This is a genomic window from Motiliproteus sp. SC1-56 (assembly GCF_017309075.1).
GTDB lineage: Bacteria > Pseudomonadota > Gammaproteobacteria > Pseudomonadales > Balneatricaceae > Motiliproteus.
This window is the reverse complement of sequence record NZ_JAEMGS010000001.1, coordinates 151,842-169,718: the sequence shown is the minus strand read 5'-3', so window position 1 is coordinate 169,718 and position 17,877 is coordinate 151,842. Positions and strand designations below refer to the sequence as shown.

The 17,877-nt window shown below is 64.7% G+C and carries 21 protein-coding genes; 7 read left to right on the top strand and 14 right to left on the bottom strand.

Features of this window, described 5'->3' with window-relative positions; translation table 11 throughout:
- Positions 1-21: 21 nt before the first annotated feature.
- Positions 22-990 carry a PstS family phosphate ABC transporter substrate-binding protein gene (locus tag JGZ97_RS00860; RefSeq protein ID WP_207060703.1) on the bottom strand — a complete coding sequence of 323 codons (969 nt, stop codon included), beginning with the start codon at positions 988-990 and terminating at the stop codon, positions 22-24.
- Between the two features lie 214 nt (positions 991-1,204).
- On the opposite strand from JGZ97_RS00860, the gene JGZ97_RS00855 reads away from it, so the two are divergent.
- Entirely contained in the window at positions 1,205-1,642 is a 438-nt protein-coding gene (locus tag JGZ97_RS00855) for an acyl-CoA thioesterase (RefSeq protein ID WP_207060702.1), read from the top strand.
- Here the strand turns inward: JGZ97_RS00855 and JGZ97_RS00850 are convergent.
- Positions 1,626-2,600, bottom strand: coding sequence for a WD40 repeat domain-containing protein (locus JGZ97_RS00850; protein WP_207060701.1), 975 nt, complete (start codon positions 2,598-2,600; stop codon positions 1,626-1,628). The two genes, JGZ97_RS00855 and JGZ97_RS00850, sit on opposite strands and share 17 nt — an antisense overlap.
- Positions 2,601-2,611: 11 nt before the next feature.
- Positions 2,612-3,076, bottom strand: coding sequence for a sigma D regulator (gene rsd, locus JGZ97_RS00845; protein WP_207060700.1), 465 nt, complete (start codon positions 3,074-3,076; stop codon positions 2,612-2,614).
- A gap of 175 nt (positions 3,077-3,251) precedes the next feature.
- Between rsd and JGZ97_RS00840 the strand changes: the two genes are divergently transcribed.
- Positions 3,252-3,659 (top strand): flagellar basal body-associated FliL family protein, encoded by a 408-nt coding sequence (locus JGZ97_RS00840; protein WP_207060699.1) that lies wholly within the window; start codon positions 3,252-3,254, stop codon positions 3,657-3,659.
- Between the two features lie 14 nt (positions 3,660-3,673).
- On the opposite strand, the gene gshA is transcribed toward JGZ97_RS00840, so the two are convergent.
- The 8 genes from gshA to ftsY all read right to left on the bottom strand — a co-directional run bounded on the left by gshA (position 3,674) and on the right by ftsY (position 10,978).
- A complete protein-coding gene (gene gshA, locus JGZ97_RS00835) occupies positions 3,674-5,239 on the bottom strand; it encodes a glutamate--cysteine ligase (protein WP_207060698.1) in 1,566 nt (521 codons plus the stop codon).
- 80 nt (positions 5,240-5,319) lie between these two features.
- Positions 5,320-6,114, bottom strand: coding sequence for a thiazole synthase (locus JGZ97_RS00830; RefSeq protein WP_207060697.1), 795 nt, complete (start codon positions 6,112-6,114; stop codon positions 5,320-5,322).
- Positions 6,115-6,149: 35 nt separating this feature from the next.
- On the bottom strand, positions 6,150-6,350 hold the full coding sequence (thiS, locus tag JGZ97_RS00825) for a sulfur carrier protein ThiS (protein ID WP_207060901.1): 201 nt from the start codon (positions 6,348-6,350) through the stop codon (positions 6,150-6,152).
- The gene (locus JGZ97_RS00820; protein WP_207060696.1) at positions 6,350-6,751 is read right to left on the bottom strand and encodes a DUF423 domain-containing protein; all 402 of its coding nucleotides are present in this window, start codon (positions 6,749-6,751) and stop codon (positions 6,350-6,352) included. Before JGZ97_RS00820 ends, thiS begins: the two co-directional genes overlap by 1 nt.
- A gap of 50 nt (positions 6,752-6,801) precedes the next feature.
- Positions 6,802-7,656, bottom strand: coding sequence for an RNA polymerase sigma factor RpoH (gene rpoH, locus JGZ97_RS00815; protein ID WP_207060695.1), 855 nt, complete (start codon positions 7,654-7,656; stop codon positions 6,802-6,804).
- A gap of 221 nt (positions 7,657-7,877) precedes the next feature.
- Positions 7,878-8,864 (bottom strand): permease-like cell division protein FtsX, encoded by a 987-nt coding sequence (gene ftsX, locus JGZ97_RS00810; protein WP_207060694.1) that lies wholly within the window; start codon positions 8,862-8,864, stop codon positions 7,878-7,880.
- Complete coding sequence (ftsE, locus tag JGZ97_RS00805) at positions 8,857-9,513, bottom strand: cell division ATP-binding protein FtsE (RefSeq protein WP_207060693.1); 657 nt, start codon at positions 9,511-9,513, stop codon at positions 8,857-8,859. Before ftsE ends, ftsX begins: the two co-directional genes overlap by 8 nt.
- Before the next feature lie 16 nt (positions 9,514-9,529).
- Positions 9,530-10,978 (bottom strand): signal recognition particle-docking protein FtsY, encoded by a 1,449-nt coding sequence (ftsY, locus tag JGZ97_RS00800; RefSeq protein ID WP_242521443.1) that lies wholly within the window; start codon positions 10,976-10,978, stop codon positions 9,530-9,532.
- 137 nt (positions 10,979-11,115) lie between these two features.
- Here ftsY and JGZ97_RS00795 point away from each other — a divergent pair, with 137 nt between their 5' ends.
- From JGZ97_RS00795 to JGZ97_RS00780, 4 genes are all read left to right on the top strand, one after another.
- A complete protein-coding gene (locus JGZ97_RS00795) occupies positions 11,116-12,228 on the top strand; it encodes a hypothetical protein (RefSeq protein WP_207060692.1) in 1,113 nt (370 codons plus the stop codon).
- Positions 12,188-12,784 (top strand): 16S rRNA (guanine(966)-N(2))-methyltransferase RsmD, encoded by a 597-nt coding sequence (gene rsmD / locus JGZ97_RS00790; RefSeq protein WP_207060691.1) that lies wholly within the window; start codon positions 12,188-12,190, stop codon positions 12,782-12,784. Before JGZ97_RS00795 ends, rsmD begins: the two co-directional genes overlap by 41 nt.
- A gap of 157 nt (positions 12,785-12,941) precedes the next feature.
- Complete coding sequence (gene coaD, locus JGZ97_RS00785) at positions 12,942-13,418, top strand: pantetheine-phosphate adenylyltransferase (protein ID WP_207060690.1); 477 nt, start codon at positions 12,942-12,944, stop codon at positions 13,416-13,418.
- Between the two features lie 40 nt (positions 13,419-13,458).
- Positions 13,459-13,707, top strand: a complete 249-nt coding sequence (locus JGZ97_RS00780) for a YfhL family 4Fe-4S dicluster ferredoxin (RefSeq protein WP_207060689.1) — start codon at positions 13,459-13,461, stop codon at positions 13,705-13,707.
- A 65-nt stretch (positions 13,708-13,772) separates the two neighbouring features.
- On the opposite strand, the gene JGZ97_RS00775 is transcribed toward JGZ97_RS00780, so the two are convergent.
- On the bottom strand, positions 13,773-14,282 hold the full coding sequence (locus JGZ97_RS00775) for a DUF501 domain-containing protein (RefSeq protein WP_207060688.1): 510 nt from the start codon (positions 14,280-14,282) through the stop codon (positions 13,773-13,775).
- A 100-nt stretch (positions 14,283-14,382) separates the two neighbouring features.
- On the opposite strand from JGZ97_RS00775, the gene JGZ97_RS00770 reads away from it, so the two are divergent.
- Positions 14,383-14,805, top strand: a complete 423-nt coding sequence (locus tag JGZ97_RS00770; protein ID WP_207060687.1) for a hypothetical protein — start codon at positions 14,383-14,385, stop codon at positions 14,803-14,805.
- Positions 14,806-14,822: 17 nt separating this feature from the next.
- Here JGZ97_RS00770 and recG read toward each other — a convergent pair whose 3' ends face one another.
- The gene (recG, locus tag JGZ97_RS00765; protein ID WP_370583973.1) at positions 14,823-16,913 is read right to left on the bottom strand and encodes an ATP-dependent DNA helicase RecG; all 2,091 of its coding nucleotides are present in this window, start codon (positions 16,911-16,913) and stop codon (positions 14,823-14,825) included.
- Positions 16,910-17,818, bottom strand: coding sequence for a hydrogen peroxide-inducible genes activator (locus tag JGZ97_RS00760; protein WP_207060685.1), 909 nt, complete (start codon positions 17,816-17,818; stop codon positions 16,910-16,912). Before JGZ97_RS00760 ends, recG begins: the two co-directional genes overlap by 4 nt.
- Between the last annotated feature and the right edge of the window lie 59 nt (positions 17,819-17,877).

The following is a 17,877-nucleotide window of genomic DNA, read 5'->3' as shown; positions in this document are numbered from 1 at the left end:
TCATCCATGAACCGGAAACTGTTACTGAATGGCGGCCAGGGTCTTGTCCACCACGCTCTTGGGCAGCGGAATGTAGCCATCCTTGACCACCACTTCCTGGCCGGTCTTGGACATCACCATCTTGATGAACTCGCGCTCCAGGGGCGCCAGGGGCTTGTTGGGCGCCTTGTTCACGTAGACGTAGAGGAACCGAGAAAGCGGGTACTTGCCGGTGGCAGCCATCTCGGGGGACGCCTCGATGTAATCGTCACCCTTCTTGGCCAGCGGCAGGGCGCGGACGCTGGAGGTCTTGTAGCCGATACCGGAGTAGCCGATGCCGTTGATGGAGGTGGAGACGGACTGCACCACGGAGGCGGAGCCGGGCTGCTCATTCACGCTGTTCTTGAAGTCACCCTTGCACAGGGCCTTGCTCTTGAAGTAGCCGTAGGTGCCGGAGACGGAGTTGCGGCCGTAGAGCTGAATATCCTGGTTACCCAGGCTGCCCTGGATACCCAGGTCGCCCCACTTGGTAGCGTCGCGCTCGTAACCGCACTTACGGGTGCTGGAAAAGACCGCGTCGACCTCGGCCAGGGACATGCCCTTGATCGGGTTGTCCTTGTGGACGAACACCGCCAGGGCGTCGATGGCCACCGGAATGGCGGTGGGCTTGTAGCCGAAGCGCTTCTCAAAGGCTTCCAGCTCCTTGTCTTTCATCTTGCGGCTCATGGGGCCCATGTTGGAGGTTCCCTCGGTCAGCGCGGGGGGAGCGGTGGAGGAGCCGGCGGCCTGAATCTGGACGTTGACGTTGGGGTAGTTGCGCTTGAACTCTTCGGCCCACAGGGTCATCAGGTTGGCCAGGGTGTCGGAACCCACGCTGGAAAGGTTGCCCGAAACACCGCTTGCCTTGGTGTAGGTGGGCAGGTTGGGGGCCAACAATTCGGAGGCCTGGGCGCCGGTAGTCAGGCCGGTGGTGGTCAGGGCGACGGCGGCCAGCAGTTTTTTCGCGTTCATGGACTTCTCCTGAGGTCTTGAGGTTTTGCCTTCCGGGCATGTTCTGGAAGCGACTTGTTCTGGAAGCGACTTGTTCTGGAAGCGACTATAGGGGCCCTGTATGACAGTTAGGTTAAAGCTGCTAAAAAAACGCTGATCGGCGCCGATGAAGGAGAAGAGGCGGCTGTGTTATGATCCTCCGCCCTGAACTTCCCTAGCCTAGAGAAAAAAAATAATGGGCCACGATGAAACCCTCGCTCCGGAAGGCGAGCTGACCCTGCAGTTGCCGGCCACCGCCCGCGACACCAATACCTTTGGCGACATTTATGGCGGCTGGCTCGCCGCGCAGATAACCACTGCGGCCGAGATCCGCGCCGCGCGTCGCGCCCAAGGCCGGATCGCCACTGTCTCCATCGGCGCCATGGACTTTGTCTCGCCGGTGCTGATTGGCACCCTGTTGAGCTTCTATACCCGAATAATTGAAACCGGCAGCAGCTCCATGCGTATCTGCGTGGAAGTCTGGGGCCAGTGTCCCGACGGCAGCGGCGCCCGCAAGATCACCGAGGCCGAGCTGGTGCAGGTGGCGATCGATCCGGAGGGGCGTATCCGGCCGTTGCCGGATACGCAGGCCTGTGCCGCGGTGGGAGGTGCTCGCGCTATCTCAGGATGTTGAGATAGCCGTTGGAGGCGAGGGCGTAGAAGCGGCCGTTATCGCCAAAGCCGAGCCCGTAGATGGTGGCCCCGGTGGGGCGGAAGGGGTCGCGTAGGTGCGCCTTCCAGCGCCGCAGCTCCTCACCGGAGCGGATATCCCAGAGCTGAATCAGGCCCGCGCTGCTGCCGGTAAGCAGCCGGTCGCTGGCCGGGGAAAACCGGGCGGCGGTGTAGGTCAGTCGTTGTGAGGCAAAGGTCGCCGGCCCCGACAATGTCTGCAGAATCTCACCGGAGGAGGTGTCCCAGATCACCGCCTTGTCCAGCTGCCCGGCGCTGAAGGCGTAGCGTCCGTTGGGAGCAAGGGCCACCGTGTTGACCCCGTTGCCGTGGCCCACGCTGAGCAGCTCTGCGCCCCGGCTGAGATCCCAGAGGCGCGCCAGGTTGTCGTCGCCGCCGGTCAATGCCAGCTGACCGTCGTCGCTGAGGTCCACCGCGCGGACCGGCCCCTCGTGAAAGAAGGTCTGTCGGACTCCGCCGTTCTTGATGTCGAAATAGACCGCCGTATGATCGTCCAGGCCCAGGAGGGCGAAGCTGCCGTCAGCGGCCAGGGCGACGTCCTGAATGCCGCCGGGGGCGTTCCAGAACCCCTGGGCGAGGCCGGAGCTGACCTCCCAGAGCACCAGGTCGCGTTGGCCGGCGGTGACCGCATAGTCGCCGTCCGGCGAGAAGTCCGCGGCCACCAGGTTGGAATAAGCCCCTTCCTGGTGATTCCAGTTGTAGAGGCGCTCGCGCTGCTGCACATCCCACAGGCTGCCGCCATGCTGAATGGAGCCGATAAACGCGTAGCGGGACTGGGGAGAGATGGTGCCGCTGTAGGCGCCCTGTACGGCGAATTCGACCTGTGCGTCGGGGGAGTCAACCCCGCACCCCCCGAGCCCAAGGCTCAGGAAGGCCGCGAGGGCCGCAGCGCCGGGCCGCATCGGGCCGGGGGTCAGACGCGGTCCTTGTGGGCGGTGTGCAGGCGCTCGATCAACTGGTCTTCCAACTCGAAGCGTTCGGCCAACACCTCGCCCAGCTTGGAGAGGTCTTCGCTCAAGTGACAGACTTCCTGCACGCTGAGGCTGTCGATGTTCGAATAGCGGTCGTTGAAGTTGAGCACTTCGTCCGTGCTGGCGCGTACCCGCGGATCCAGCTCCTTGGCCAGTTCCAGGCCGCCATCATTGAATTCATCGGCTTCTGCCAGCAGGTGCTCATAGAGGCCGAAGTGCCAGGATGAAACGTAATCCACCAGAATCTCGCTGAAGCGGCTGAGGGTGCCGATCACGTCTTCGCGGATCGATTGTTGCGGCAGGCTGACAAAAAGGCTCAACAGGTCCTGGCGCTCCTGCAGCCAGCGGTCGATCAGATCGCTGACACCGCCCCAGCGTTCTTTGGCGTCGCGGCATTGTTCCAGCATGGTTGAGCTCCTTGCCTCATTATCGTGATGATGGATGGGGATCAATACTAGCGCCAAGCCCCAATCGATGGCAACCGCTTAGGGGCGGGCTAGGATAGCCCTTTGCAGGCAGGCCGTTATATACTGAATCGCCTTAAACTTGCTGCGATCGTTGTAACCCTGCGAGGTCTATATGATGTTGAAACGACTGCTGCTGGCGGCGCTGCTGCTGGTGTCCGCCCTGCCGGTTCTTGCCCAGCAAGGGGGTGGCGCCTACGTCGAGTATATTGAGCTGCAGCCGCCGTTTATCACCAACTACGGCGGTCCCGGCCCGCTCAAGTACCTGAAAGCGGAGGTCTCTATCAAGGTGACCAGCCGCGAGGCCGAGGCCAAGGTGAAACTGCACCAGCCCAATATCCGCAATAACCTGGTGTTCCTGCTCAGTCGCCAGAACGACGACAGCGTCAACTCTGCCGCCGGGCGCGAGCAGATTCGACGGCAGGCGCTGGAAGCGGTGCGCGAGATCCTGGTGGAGGAGTATGGCCAGCAGGGCTACGAAATGGTCGGCGACCTGCTGTTTACCAGTTTCGTGGTGCAGAGCTGACGCTGTCGAGGCGTTCAGCTCTGCAGGTAGTTCCTGAGGAATTCATCGAAAGGCGGCTGCGCGGCCGCTTCCAGTGCTGCCTGGTCGGCCTGCGAGCGGGCGGTGAGCCGATCCAGCTCCTGCCGGCAGACGGCACTGAGCGCCTGCTCACGGAGCCGTTCGCGGTGCTGCAGTGATTTTTTCAGGGCGAACTCATCGTAGGACAGGTTTTCCCGCTGCAGCTCTTGCAGCACCTGGCCCGAAGGTGTTGCCTCCGGATCGAGCAACTTTTCACGTTGTGCAATCACCGCCTTGGTGTGGCAGGCGCGGTGCTCGGCCCGGTCCAGCTCCTCGGCCACCGGCAGCAGCGCATCCAGCAGCGATAACCCCCATTCTGATAGCGAGCGCTTACCTTCTACGAGCTGGAGTTCCAGACCGGGCTGGCGCCCCCGGCGCACAACGCGGGCGTGGTTCTCTTTTATCCGCGCGCATTCGCTATCGTCGATCTCACCGGACTCCAGCAACAGGCAGTAAACCAGGAAGCAGTCCAGGAACCGTGCCTGTTCGGCGTCCAGTCCCACCGGCAGGAAGGGGTTGATATCCAGGCTGCGCACCTCCACGTATTCCACCCCGCGGGCATTCAGCGCCTGGAGCGGCTTCTCGCCGGAGTGGGTCACTCGCTTGGGCCGAATATCGCTGTAGTACTCGTTCTCAATCTGCAACAGGTTGGTGTTGAGCTGACGGTACTCGCCGTCTACCCGGACCCCGATCTGCTGGTAGGGCGGGTAGGGGGTGGTGATCGCCTGGGCGAGCGTTTTGGCGTAGTTGTCCAGCGTGTTGTAACAGATGTTGAGCTGTGACTGGGCCTGGTTGGAGTATCCCAGGTCGCTCATCCGCAGGCTGGTGGCGTGGGGGCCGTAAAGGGTCTGTTCCCCGTGGCTGAGCAGGCCCTGGCTGTCGCCTTCGACAAAAGAGCGACTCAGGGCCGGTGAGGCGCCGAAAAGGTAGATCAGCAGCCAGGAAAAGCGGCGGAAATTGCGGATCAGTGCAAAGTAGGCGTTGGAACGCAGGTCCTGCAGGCTGGTTCCGGAATCGCCCTTGACCGCTTGGTAATGGGGCCAGAACTCGGCAGGCAGGGAGAAGTTGTAGTGGATCCCGGCAATGGACTGCATCACCCGCCCGTAGCGGTGCTCCAGCCCCACCCGGTAAATGTGCTTGAGACGGCCGATGTTGGAGCTGCCGTACTCGGCGATGGGAATGTCTTCGGGGCCGTTGAGGCTGGGCGGCATGCTCGCCGCCCAGATCAGCTCCGAATCCAGCTGCTCGAAGCTGAAGCGGTGCAACTCTTCCAGGTAATGAAGCGCCTGGTCGATATCGCTGAACACCGGCGTGATGAACTCCAGCAGGGCCTCGGAGTAGTCCGTGGTGATGCGGCTGTGGGTGAGCGCCTTGCCCAGGCCCCGAGGGTGCTCACGTTGGGAGACCCGGCCTGTGGTGTCGACCCGCAAGCCCTCCTTTTCGATGCCGTGCTGGATGCCCTTGAGCAGCCCGCTGTTTTGTTGAAGCAGCGAGTGCAGTGTCCGTTGAAGCTGTTCAGACAAAATCGACTCTTCCTTAAAAGGGGTGGCTGTGGGGCCCGCCAGGGGGCGTTTCCGCAAAGCCCCCGGAGCGGTGTAACACCTCAGACAATCGTGCCGTCCAAGGGGGAGGACGCGCTGGCGTAGAGTTTTCGCGGCATGCGGCCGGCCAGGTAGGCTTCGCGGCCCGCTTCCACCGCCTTCTTCATGGCCGAGGCCATGAGCACCGGCTTTTGCGCCGCGGCGATCGCGGTATTCATCAGCACCCCGTCACACCCCAGTTCCATGGCGATGGCCGCATCGGAGGCGGTGCCCACGCCAGCGTCGACCAGGACGGGGACCTTGGCGTTTTCCAAGATCAGGCGGATATTGTAGGGGTTGCGAATACCCAGGCCGGAGCCGATCAGCGACCCCAGTGGCATGACCGCCACGCAGCCCATGGCTTCGAGCTCCTTGGCGATAATGGGGTCGTCGCTGGTGTAGACCATGACCTTGAAACCGTCGTCGATGAGCTCGCGGGCTGCCACCAGGGTCTCGGTGACGTTGGGAAACAGGGTCTTCTCGTCGCCCAGCACTTCCAGCTTCACCAGATCGTGACCGTCCAGGAGCTCGCGGGCCAGCTTGCAGGTGCGCACCGCGTCCCGGGCGCTGTAGCAGCCGGCGGTATTGGGGAGCAGGGTGTAGCGTTCGGGTGAAACCACGTCCAGCAGGTTGGGTTCGCCGGGATTCTGGCCGATATTGGTGCGGCGCACGGCCACGGTGACGATCTCTGCGCCGCTGGCCTCGATCGCCGCGCCAGTCTCATCCAGGTCCTTGTACTTGCCGGTGCCGACCAACAGCCGTGACTGAAAGGTCTGTCCGGCGATAACCAGCGGTTGCTCCAGGTGCTCTTCGCTCATACCTGCTTTGCCCTTGTTGGGGTTGCTTGCCCGGTTCAGCCGCCGCCGATGGCATGGACGATCTCCACCCGGTCCAACGGGGACAGGGTGGTGTTGCCATGCTCACTACGAGGCAGAATTTCCAGGTTGTATTCCACCGCGATGCGGCGTTCTGTAAGGCCCAGTGTCGTGATCAGGTCCAGTACGGTGCTGCCGGCGGCCACCGACTGGCGTTCGCCATTGAGTTCGATTTCGATCATTTGCCTGTTGTCCCCGCTTGTCGGAACAGGGCCCGCGCCAACACCAGCCAGCCGGCGATCAGCGCCAGCCCTCCCAGGGGCGTCAGCCATGCCACCCAGCGGACCTCTGTGAGGCTGAGTATATACAAACTGCCGGTAAAAATACCGGTCCCGGCCGCCAGCAACGTGCCTGCCAGCCGCAGCCCGCACCAGCCTTTCACTTCAGCCAGAATTCCTACGCCCAGCAGCGCCAGGGCGTGGTAGGCCAGGTAACGGGTGGCGGTATCGAAGGTTGCGAGCGCGGCGGGGGTTAAGTGCCCGCGCAGCGCGTGGGCGCCGAAAGCGCCCAGGGCGACGCCGCAAGCGCCCAGCAGCGCTGCGGTGACAAGCAGAAATCGGGAGGGGGAGCGTTGCACCATGGGGGCACTTCCGTGGCCGCCGCAGAGCGGCGATGGCTTAAAAGCCGGGCTCAGGCTTCCAGAACCGCCCTGACTTTCTTCATGGCATTCTTTTCCAGCTGCCGAATACGTTCGGCAGAGACCTGGTACTGGGCCGCCAGCTGGTGAAGCGTCGCCTTCTCCTCCTGCAGCCAGCGTTGGGCCAGGATATTCTGGCTGCGTTCGTCCAGGTTGCCGATGGCCTGGCGCAGGCGCTGGCTGGAGGTCTCGTCCCACTGGGCGTCTTCCAGCAGGCGGGCCGGGTCTGAACGCTTGTCCTCCAGGTAATAGGCGGGCGCCTTAAAGGCCTGGTCATCGTCGTCGTCAACGCCGTGATCAAAAGGCGTGTCCTGGGAGCTGAGGCGTCCCTCCATCTCGCGCACCACCCTGGGCTCGACACCCAGGTCCTCGGCCACCGCGTCCACCTCGGCGCTGGTCAGCCAGGCAAGGCGCTTTTTGGCGCTGCGCAGGTTGAAGAACATCTTGCGCTGCGCCTTGGTGGTGGCGACTTTGACGATGCGCCAGTTGCGCAGGATGAACTCGTGCATCTCGGCCTTGATCCAGTGCACGGCGAACGAGACCAGGCGGACGCCCACGGTGGGATTGAAGCGCTTCACCGCCTTCATCAGGCCCACGTTGCCTTCCTGAATGAGGTCAGCCTGGGAGAGACCATAGCCGGAGTAGCTTTTGGCGATATGGACCACGAAGCGCAGGTGCGACATGACCAGCAGCCGTGCTGACTCCAGGTCCTGTTCGTGGTAGAGGCGGTCGGCCAGAGCCCGCTCTTCCTCGGCACTCAGCACCGGAATGGCGCTCACCGCCTGAACGTAACCCTCGAGGTTGCGTCCGGGGCTCATCAGGTCCGTAGGCTGCAGGCTGGTACCCATCAATGTCTCCGTTCCAAAGGCGTTTCGGTGTTGCGTGTCCGTTTTGCGCCGGCCCCATGCCGCAACGCAAAAAGCAGCATAGCACAGGCGCCAAAGCGGACCATTTTACTTACGGGGCATGTCCTACGCAACCGGTCGGGTATGTGCACTTGCGCGGGAACTCCTCTCCGGGGCGGCTTGGTCAGCGCCTGGTGGCCGCGAGCGGGCGCCGCTCTGATCGACTAACGTGGCTCGATGGCGTGCAGGTGGCGAACCACGGCGATCCAGGCGCCAAGGACTCCCATCAGGGCGCTGATGAACACCAGCACCAGCCCTGGCAGGGGACCGAAACCGGCCGGGGCGAAGCTGCCTTCGTAAAGGCTGACCAGTGCTCCCACGGGTTCGGACAGCAGCCAGAGTCCGGCCAGGATCAGGCCCCAGGCCAGTACACCGGAAAAAAGCCCGTAGCAGAAACCGCTGTAAAGAAAGGGACGGCGCACGAAGGCGTCGGTGCCGCCGACCAGCTTCACCACCAGGATCTCTTCGCGCCGGTTCTCAATTTCCAGGCGAATGGTGTTGCCCACCACCAGCACCACGGCGGTGGCCAGCAGCACGGCGAGGAGCCCGGTAATGCGCTCGCCCAGGGCAATGATCTGGTTCAGGCGGGCGACCCAGGCCTGGTCGCTCTGCGCCTCGGCGACGCCGTCCACCGAACCCAGCAGCTGGCGCAGTTGCTCCAGGGCAGGCTGGCGTCGGTACTCCGGACTGGGGGTGACCAGGATGACCGCCGGCAGCGGGTTTGCCTGGAGCTGGTCCAGGGCTTCACCGAAGCCTGAGAATTGCTGGAATTCGGCCAACGCATCGTCGGGTGAAAGGTAGCTGAGCGTTTCCACCTGAGCGTTGGCGCGCAGCTGTTGGGCCAGGTCCTCCCCGGCGGCGGAATCCAGGCCTGGTTGCAGGTAGAGGCTGATCTGTCCTTCCCCCTGCCACTGGTGGCTCAGCGACTGGGCATTGCTCAGCCCCACGTAGAGCAGGCCCGGCAGGGAGAGTGCAATGGCCATTACCAGCAGGGTCATCAGGCTGTTGAGGGGGGCGGTGCGCAACCGGCGCAGGCTCTCGGCGGCCACCTGCCGATGGTGATGCAGGTAGCTGCGGCCCCGGTCCTGCCAGCTGACCCGCTGACTGCTGGCGCCCTGGGGGGCGGGGCGTTTGACGGTCGGTTCAGCCATGGTGAACGCGCCCCTTCTGCAAGGTGATGACCCGGTGCGGAAGCCGGGAGATCAGCGCCAGGTCATGGCTGGCTACCAGCACCGTGACCCCCACCTGGTTGAACTGGTGGAAGAGCCCCATGATCTCCGCCGAGAGTCGCGGGTCCAGGTTGCCGGTGGGTTCGTCCGCCAGCAGCAGCTGAGGCTTGTTGACGATGGCCCGGGCGATGCCGACCCGCTGCTGCTCGCCGCTGGAGAGCTGGATGGGGTTGAACTTCTCCTTTTCCAGCAGGCCCACCTTGGCCAGGGCGGCGCGTACCCGGCGGCCGATGGCGTCCCGTTCGTAGCCGGCGATCAGCAGCGGCAGGGCCACGTTGTCGAAGGCGGTGCGGTCAAACAGCAGTTGGTGATTCTGGTGGATTACGCCGATCTTGCGCCGGTGGAAGGGAATCTTGCGCGCCGGCATGCGGTTGAGGTTCTGGCCATTGACCCGCAGTTGACCCTGGCTGGGGCGCTCCATAAGCATGATAAGCTTGAGCAGCGAGCTCTTACCGGCCCCGGAATGGCCGGTCAGAAACGCCATCTCCCCCCGCGCCAGGCGCAGGTCCACCTGGCTGAGCGCCTCGAAGCCGTTGGGGTAGCGCAGGCTGACGTTGTCAAACTCGATCATCGGACGGCGGCTCGGCTCAGTCGAAGAGGGCCTCGACAAACTCGTCGGCGTCGAAGGGCCGCAGGTCGTCGATCTGCTCACCGACACCGATAAAGCGGATCGGCAGGTTGAGCTGCTTGGCAATGGCGAAGATGATGCCGCCCTTGGCGGTCCCGTCCAGCTTGGTCAGGGTGATGCCGCTGACACCCACCGCCTCGGAAAAGAGGCTCGCCTGGCTGAGGGCATTCTGGCCGGTGCCGGCATCCAGCACCAGCATCACCTCGTGGGGCGCGCTGGCGTCGAGCTTTTGCATCACCCGCACCACCTTCTCCAGCTCCGCCATCAGGTTGGCCTTGTTCTGCAGCCGACCCGCGGTGTCGGCGATGACCACATCCACCCCCTTGGACTGGGCCGACTGGACGGCGTCGAAAATCACCGAGGCACTGTCGGCGCCGGTGTGCTGGGCGACCACCGGAACCTGGTTGCGCTCGCCCCAGACCTGCAGCTGCTCCACCGCGGCGGCGCGGAAGGTATCCCCGGCGGCCAGCATCACGGAGCGGCCCTCGGCCTGGAAGCGCTTGGCCAGCTTGCCGATGGTGGTGGTTTTACCCACGCCGTTAACCCCCACCATGAGGATGACGTAGGGCGTTTTTTGCGAATCGATCGCCAGGGGCGCGCTGCTCTCTTCCAGCAGCCCGGCGAGTTCCTGCTTGAGGGCGGCATAGAGGGCGTCGGCGTCGGCCAGCTGCCTGCGTTCGCAGCGCTCGGTCAGGCGTTCGATGATCCCGGTGGTCGCCTCGACGCCTACATCCGCCATCAGCAGCTGGGTTTCAATCTCCTCGAGCAGGTCGTCGTCGATCTCCTTGGCGCCCAGGAAAAGATCGGCCAGGCCGCTGGTCAGGTTGGCCTTGGTGCGGCTCAGCCCCTGCTTGATGCGACCGAACAGGCGCGCCTGGCGCTGTTCCGGGGCCTCTTCGGGCTCGGGTGCCGGCTGGGCTTTCGGGGTGACTGCAGGTTCAGTCTGGGGCACAGGAGCCGGTTCAGGCTCGGGGGCCGGCGCGGGCGCGGCTTCAGGTTCGGGCTCAGGTTCGGGCTCAGGTTCGGGCTCAGATTCGGGCTCAGATTCGGGTGCGGCTACCGGCTCCGGCTTGGGTTCCGGGGCCGCCTCGGACAAGGGCTCGGCGACCGGCTCGGGCGTTGATTCATGCTTAAGCTCAGGCTCAGGCTCAGGCTCAGTGCTCGGTGCAGGCGCAGGTTCTGCTTTGGCCCCGGGAACAGGCTCCGCTTCGGCCTTGGCTTGTGGCTCGGCTGGCTCCTTGGTTTCGGCGCCGGCTTTCTGATCCTGCTCCGCCTGCTCTGAGCCGGCCTCGGCATCAGATCCCGAGGTCAGCCAATAGAGTGCGGCGACAACGATCACCAGGGCGATCCCCCCCATCACATAGGGAAAAACTTCGGGGCCGCCGAGGGCCTGAATCAACTCATTCATCGGGTCTGTATCCATTCTTACGCTAAAAAGATCGGCCTCATCCGCCCTGGGGATCGGGCGCCGGCTCAAAACAGCCGATGATCTTACCATAGAGGGTCTGCTGGGGTATAAAGGCCCAGAGATGATCGAGGCCCTAAATGTTTGGAGATAAACCGCTCTTTTCCCGTCGCCAGTTGAACATCCTGATGGTGGCCGTGACCCTGGCCATCGCGCTGCTGGCAAACCTTGACGACGATTCCGGCAGTCGGTCCGCGGCCGAGGTGCCGACGGAGCGCGCAGAGGTGGCCGGGGTACCGGTTTACTGGAGCAGCCGCCACCGGCAACAGCCGTCTACGCTGATCAACCTGGCGCTGCCAGCCGAAGCGAAGCCGCAGCGGCTGTACGCGGTGTTGCAGGAGCTGACCGGTCGCCTGCCCGCGGAGGTCAAGGCCCTGCGTTATCCGGATCGCTGGACCGTACTGCTTCCGGGTGCGGCGGATTTAGCATCCACGCTGTCGGCACTGGCTGCTCCCCTGCCCGATAACGAATGGCAAACGCGGCTTGAGCGCCAGCGTACCCAGCGCTACTTGCAGGGGGCGTTGCCCGCTCAAGCCCTGACTGAAACCGGCGGGAACGCGGCGGCGCAGGCTGCGAATCTGCATCGCCGTCTTTTAAGTCGCGCTCAACTGAGTCTGAGCCTGAGCGGCACCGAGCTGAATCCGGCGTCGCTGGAGCAGGCGCTGATGCGCCTGCCCGCTGGGGAACCCTGGCCGGCGCGCAGTGAGATGCCGGAGGAGCGCGGCCCCGGTCTCGCCCTGCCCGGACGGCACAGCCCGGACTATCCGGAAACGGCGTTGACCGCCCGGCTGCTGACAATCCTCGCTGAGGATCGGGCGGCAGTGGAGTTTATTCCCGGCGGCTTGCACAGTCGGCTGCGGATTCGTCCGCTGCAGGGGAGCTCGGACTCGGCCTTCAAGACCCTGCGCCAGCGTCTGGAGACGGCGCCGGAACGGCAACTGGAGGGCTTGCAGCAGCAGTTCCTGAGTGACCTGCAGGCGCGGCTGGAGGATCCCGAAGGGTTCGCCTACCAGCAGGGGGTGCAGGCTTTTTACCGGCTTCCTCTGGACTACTGGCCGGGCTTTGTCGCTAGAATAGAGGCCCTGTCAGCCTCGGCGCTGACCCAGCGGGCCCTGGACTGGCTCGACCGTGCAGAACAGAGCGAATCGACAGATGACCCGAAAAAACCGGCCCCGGGCACCGCGCCCCCTTAACCAGCTGCGAATCATCGGCGGCGACTGGCGGGGCCGCAAGCTGAGCTTTCCCGACCTGCCGGGGCTGCGCCCGACCCCGGATCGTCTCCGCGAAACCCTGTTCAACTGGCTGCAGCCCTGGGTTCCCGGCGCCCGTTGCCTGGATCTGTTTGCCGGCAGCGGCGCCCTGGGCCTGGAGGCGCTCTCTCGCGGCGCGGACCACGCCACTTTCGTTGAGCAGGCACCTGCCGCAGCGGCGCAACTGCGCGCTAACCTCGCCCTGCTGGGGGCCCAGGACTGCAAGGTGGCGGCCGGCTCCCTGCCGGGGTGGCTGCAGCAGCCGCCAGAACGGCCCTGGGACCTGGTGTTTCTTGACCCTCCCTACCGCCAGGGGCTGCTGTCCGACTGTTGCGCCTTGCTGGAGAGCCAGGGATACCTGGCGACTGACGCGGCCATCTACCTGGAGGCGGAACAGGAGCTGGGTGTGCCCCGGGTTCCGTCCAACTGGACGCTGCATCGCGAGAAGCGGGCCGGGCAGGTGGCCAGCTATCTTTTTTTGCGTGGCGACGCTGGCTGAAGATCGCTGCTATATCCCGGCAAAATGCCGTAGTTTTCCTTGAGATAGGCATATCAATAGAGCCGCATTCTATTTGTACCGCTAGTGCAATTTCGGTACCATTCGGCCTCGTTTGAGGCCCGCTTGCCTCACCCATCGGCACACGGTGAATTTTTTCATGAATATCGTTGTCTACCCGGGAACGTTCGACCCCATTACCCATGGCCACACCGACCTGGTGACCCGGGCGGCACGCCTGTTTGACCGGGTGGTGGTGGGCATCGCGGCGAGTCCGAAGAAGCGACCGCTGCTGCCGCTGGAGCAGCGCGTGGAGCTGGCCAGGGAAGTGGTGGCGCACCTGGATCACGTGGAGGTGGTTGGCTTCGACGGACTGCTGACCGACTTCATGAAGCAGCAGCAGGCGAACGTGGTGCTGCGGGGCTTGCGGGCGGTATCCGATTTCGAATACGAGTTTCAGCTGGCCAATATGAACCGGGCACTGGCCCCTGAGATCGAGAGTCTATTTTTAACCCCGGCCGAGAAATACAGCTTCGTTTCCTCGACCCTGATCCGCGAGATCGCCAGCCTCGGGGGGGATGTCTCCCAGTTTGTGCATCCGGCCGTGGTCGAAGTCTTGAAGCAGCACCGGGCTTAACGCCGGTGCTCCTGAATCCGCGTATAGAGGTAGCCAAAAAATGGCATTGATTATTACTGACGAGTGCATCAACTGCGACGTATGTGAGCCCGAGTGCCCGAACGAGGCGATTACCCCGGGTGACGAGATTTACGAGATCGACCCGGCCAAGTGCACGGAGTGCGTGGGCCACTATGACACGCCCCAGTGTGTCGAGGTGTGCCCCGTGGACTGCATCCCCAAGGATCCGGATCACGAGGAGACGGAAGAGCAGCTGATGGAAAAGTACAAGCGCCTGCAGGGCCAGTAACGGCTTTCAGGGCCGGGCGAATCACGCCCGGTCCTTCCTTTCCCTTCCTTCGTATTCCCCGCGGCTCAGATCGTCAGGGCCAGCTGCGACAGCCCGAACTCTGCTTCCATTCGTTCCCCGATCAGGTTGCCGTCGCACAGGTAATGGGCGTAGTGCATGTGCAGACAGCGCACCTTGTCCCACTGGCGGATGCCCCCGATACCGTACTCGTCGAACAGCCGGGCAAAGCCCAGGGCCTCGATGCGCGCCCGATCCCCGGCGTCCATCAGCGCCCAGCGGCGCGCTACGTAGGCTTCGTGGTCCCGGCGGTAGCGGGCCCGCAAGTCGGCATCCCGGGCCAGCTCCGCTTCCATCGCCTTGACCCAGCCGGCGGTTTCGATGCGGCTGATCTCCCGGTAAAGATCTTTCGATGAGAGCCAGTACAGGGTGGGGAAGGGCTGTTCGTCCACCAGTGAGCGCATCTGCAGCACCACCGGCAGCCCCGACGCAGTCTGGTGGGCGACGGCGACAATCCCCCGGGGGGGGCGGCCAAGCTGGCGTTCGATCAGTTGCTGTTGTTGCTCGCTCAGGGGCATGGTAAAAGGGTGCCTCGTTTGAAAAGGGCCTATTCTACCCCCTGTGGGCGTGAACGCGAGCCTACCCATCTTTTGGCCTTAACCTTCAAGGAGCCAGACCATGCACGATCACCGCAAAGCCACTTATGCTGTCCTGGCTTTCGGCGCGCTGCTGGTGCTGATCGGCTTGTTCCTTGCCAGCGTACGCCCGCCCCTTGTGGCTAAGGGCGATGAGCCGGCCGTCGGCCCCGATGCCCTGATGGGGCGCTGGCACACGCGAACGGTGGTGGATGGGGATCCCAACACCGCTTACGACGGGGCGTTGCTGTTCGGGAAAGACTTTTATGAGATGGGGAACGCGGTGATCGGCACCTCGGTGCGCATCGAGAACGTCCGTTACCGCCGTGAAGGCGATCGAGTCATGCTCTGGGTGCAGGGCACCCCGGAAAAAGTGACCACGGTGACGCTGCTGGAGGAGGGCGGTGCTCTGGTACGTCTACCGGGACGGGAGGCGCTGCAGATCGAGCTGCGCCGCGCCCCTTAGCCCCTTAAACCAAGCCCTTAAACCTGGGCATAGCGCTCGCCACGGCCGAGCCAGCGACGAATGATGGCGTCCACCCGTGGGGTGTCTTCAGCCAGCTCCTGGGCCACGGCCTTGACCCGGGTCAGCAGGTCGGCGTCGCGCTCCAGGTCCGCCACCTTGAACTGCATCATGCCGGTCTGGCGGGTGCCCAGTACCTCGCCCGGGCCGCGGATCTCCAGGTCTTTCTCGGCGATGCGAAAGCCGTCGTTGGTTTCGCGCATCACCCGCAGCCGCTCCCGTCCCTGTTGCGAGAGGGGATTCTGATACATCAGCACGCAGTGGCTCGCCACCGACCCCCGGCCGACCCGCCCCCGCAGCTGGTGCAGCTGCGCCAGCCCCAGCCGCTCGGGGTTCTCGATGATCATCAGGCTGGCGTTGGGTACGTCCACCCCCACCTCGATCACGGTGGTGGCCACCAGCAGGTCCAGTTCGTGGCCCTTAAACGCGGCCATCACCGCCGCTTTCTCGGCCGCCTTCATGCGCCCGTGGACCAGCCCGATGCGCAGCCCCTTGAGCTGTTCGGCCAGGTGCTCGGCGGTGGCTTCGGCGGCCTGGCACTGCAGGGCTTCGGACTCCTCGATCAGGGTGCAGACCCAGTAGGCCTGGCGGCCCTGCTGGCAGGCGGCCCGCACCCGCTCGACCACGTCATCCCGTCGCTGGTCGGCGATCAGCACCGTGTTGACCGGGGTCCGTCCCGGGGGCAGCTCGTCGATGATGGAGCAGTCCAGGTCGGCGTAGGCGCTCATGGTGAGCGTGCGGGGAATGGGGGTGGCGGTCATGATCAACTGGTGCGGCTGGCCGCCCCCGGCTTCCCCCTTCTCCCGCAAGGCCAGGCGCTGATGCACCCCGAAGCGGTGTTGCTCGTCCACCACCACCAGGCCGAGTCGGTGAAACTTAACCTCTTCCTGAAACAGGGCGTGGGTGCCGACCACCACGGGTGACTCACCGCCGGCGATTCGGGCCAGCGCCTCGCTGCGCTTGCGCCCCTTGAGCTTGCCCGCGAGCCAGTCGACCGTCAGCCCCAGGGGCTCTAGCCAGGCCCGGAAGTTGCTGAAGTGCTGTTCGGCGAGGATCTCCGTGGGCGCCATTACCGCCGCCTGGTATCCGTTTTCCACCGCCTGCAGGGCCGCGAGGGCCGCCACCACTGTTTTGCCGGACCCCACGTCCCCCTGCACCAGCCGCAACATCGGCGCCGGGCTCGCCAGGTCTTTTCCCACCTCTTGATAGACCCGCTGCTGCGCCTTGGTCAGGGCAAAGGGGAGCTGCGCGAGAAAACGTTGTTCCAGCTCGCCCTTGGCATTCAGCGCCGGCGCCCCCTGGCTGCGCTGCTGCTGGCGCAGGCGCAGCAGGCTGAGGTGGTGGGCCAGAAGCTCCTCAAAAGCCAACCGCCGCTGCGCCGGATGGCGCTCCTCGCTGAGCTGGTGCAGATCCGCGTCTACCGGCGGGTGGTGCAGGTAGGTGACGGCCTCGTTCAGCGGCATCAGGCTGAAGCGCTGCTGCAGCGCCTCGGGTAGCCACTCCCGCAGGCCGCACTGCTGGACCTGCAGCTCCAGCGCCTGGGCGCAGAGGTTGCGCAGGCGGCCCTGGGTGACGCCCTCGGTGAGGGGATAGATGGGGGTCAGGCGCTGCTCGGTGGGCTCCGGCGCTTCCTGGGCGATCTCCCGGTACTCGGGGTGGTAGAGCTCCAGCCCCCCGGGTCCCGGCCGGGCCTCGCCGAAACAGCGCAGCTCCAGCCCCGGTTTAAGGGCGTTTTTCTGGGCGGCACTGAAGTGAAAGAAGCGCAGGCTCACCTGGCCGGTGGCATCGCGCAGGCGGCAGCGCAGGCTGCGCCGGCGCCCCATCACCAGGTCGCAGCTGACCAGGGTGCCCTGGATTACCGCCTCGTCGCCCGGGCGCAGCTGGCCGATGGGCTTGATGCGGGTCCGGTCCTGGTAGCGCAGCGGCAGGTGGAAGAGCAGGTCCTGGACGGTCTCCAGCCCCAGCTTGGCGAGCTTGTCGGACATCGCGGCCCCCACCCCCTTGAGGCGGCTGACCGGGATCTGCTCCAGCGAACGGAGGGCGGAGGTCACGGGCGCCCGTCCAGAAACGGCTCGCGGCATTGCAGAATGCTCTGCAGCAGCACCTCGATGGCCTTGGGACGGGGAAAGCTGGCCCGCCAGGCCAGGGCCAGGGTGCGGGAGGGGACCGGGTCGAAGGCCTTGAGGTGCAGTTCCGGTGACTCCTGCAGCCCCACCGCCGCCGACTGCGGTATCACGCTGGCGCCCAGCCCGCCGGCGACCATGTGGCGGATGGTCTCCAGGGACCCTCCCTCGGTGATCAGGGCGCCGGATTCGCGGCGCTGCAACCCGGGGCAGGTCTCCACCACCTGGTCGCGAAAGCAGTGCCCTTCACCGAGCATCAGCAGGCGGGTCTGGTGCAGATCCTGCGGGTCGACCGTGGCCTGCCCGTCCCACTCGTGGCCGCTGGGCAGCAGCATGACGAAAGGCTCGTCAAAGAGGGGGCGCACCAGCACGTCGGCCTCCTCAAAGGGCAGCGCGATGACGATGGCGTCCAGCTCCCCGCGGTGCAGCTTCTCCCGCAGCACCTCGGTGAGGTTCTCCTCCAGGTACAGCGGCATTTCCCGGGCCAAGTCGCGAATTGCCGGCACCAGGTGCGGGTAGAGGTAGGGGCCCACGGTATAGATGGCGCCGATCTTGAGGGTGGCCTTGAGCTGGTCGCGGCCGGCATGGGCCAGCTCGCTGATCCCCTGGACCTCCTCCAGTACTTTCTGCGCCTGGCTGACGATACGCTCGCCCACGGGGGTGGGCTGCACCGAGCTCTTGCTGCGTTCAAAGAGGGGCACCCCCAGCTCCTCCTCCAGTTTCTTGACCGCGACGCTGAGGGTCGGCTGGCTGACGCAGCAACGCTCCGCGGCGCGGCCAAAGTGGCGTTCCTGGGCCAGACTGACGATGTAGCGGAGTTCGGTCAGGGTCATGGGGGATTCCGTTCGGGGTGATCGTGGTCTCGATTTAAGGCGATGCTGACAGGGGAGTA

Excerpts from the sequence above, each read along its gene's own strand:
- JGZ97_RS00820 (WP_207060696.1), bottom strand. The coding sequence starts at position 6,751 with ATGGTGCAACGCTCCCCCTCCCGATTTCTGCTTGTCACCGCAGCGCTG.
- JGZ97_RS00775 (WP_207060688.1), bottom strand. The coding sequence starts at position 14,282 with ATGCCCCTGAGCGAGCAACAACAGCAACTGATCGAACGCCAGCTTGGC.
- ftsE (WP_207060693.1), bottom strand. The coding sequence starts at position 9,513 with ATGATCGAGTTTGACAACGTCAGCCTGCGCTACCCCAACGGCTTCGAG.
- ftsY (WP_242521443.1), bottom strand. The coding sequence starts at position 10,978 with ATGAATGAGTTGATTCAGGCCCTCGGCGGCCCCGAAGTTTTTCCCTAT.
- ftsX (WP_207060694.1), bottom strand. The coding sequence starts at position 8,864 with ATGGCTGAACCGACCGTCAAACGCCCCGCCCCCCAGGGCGCCAGCAGT.
- rsmD (WP_207060691.1), top strand. The coding sequence starts at position 12,188 with ATGACCCGAAAAAACCGGCCCCGGGCACCGCGCCCCCTTAACCAGCTG.
- JGZ97_RS00855 (WP_207060702.1), top strand. The coding sequence starts at position 1,205 with ATGGGCCACGATGAAACCCTCGCTCCGGAAGGCGAGCTGACCCTGCAG.
- JGZ97_RS00770 (WP_207060687.1), top strand. The coding sequence starts at position 14,383 with ATGCACGATCACCGCAAAGCCACTTATGCTGTCCTGGCTTTCGGCGCG.
- JGZ97_RS00760 (WP_207060685.1), bottom strand. The coding sequence starts at position 17,818 with ATGACCCTGACCGAACTCCGCTACATCGTCAGTCTGGCCCAGGAACGC.
- JGZ97_RS00780 (WP_207060689.1), top strand. The coding sequence starts at position 13,459 with ATGGCATTGATTATTACTGACGAGTGCATCAACTGCGACGTATGTGAG.
- JGZ97_RS00795 (WP_207060692.1), top strand. The coding sequence starts at position 11,116 with ATGTTTGGAGATAAACCGCTCTTTTCCCGTCGCCAGTTGAACATCCTG.
- JGZ97_RS00860 (WP_207060703.1), bottom strand. The coding sequence starts at position 990 with ATGAACGCGAAAAAACTGCTGGCCGCCGTCGCCCTGACCACCACCGGC.
- JGZ97_RS00850 (WP_207060701.1), bottom strand. The coding sequence starts at position 2,600 with ATGCGGCCCGGCGCTGCGGCCCTCGCGGCCTTCCTGAGCCTTGGGCTC.
- JGZ97_RS00830 (WP_207060697.1), bottom strand. The coding sequence starts at position 6,114 with ATGAGCGAAGAGCACCTGGAGCAACCGCTGGTTATCGCCGGACAGACC.
- coaD (WP_207060690.1), top strand. The coding sequence starts at position 12,942 with ATGAATATCGTTGTCTACCCGGGAACGTTCGACCCCATTACCCATGGC.
- JGZ97_RS00840 (WP_207060699.1), top strand. The coding sequence starts at position 3,252 with ATGTTGAAACGACTGCTGCTGGCGGCGCTGCTGCTGGTGTCCGCCCTG.
- rpoH (WP_207060695.1), bottom strand. The coding sequence starts at position 7,656 with ATGGGTACCAGCCTGCAGCCTACGGACCTGATGAGCCCCGGACGCAAC.
- rsd (WP_207060700.1), bottom strand. The coding sequence starts at position 3,076 with ATGCTGGAACAATGCCGCGACGCCAAAGAACGCTGGGGCGGTGTCAGC.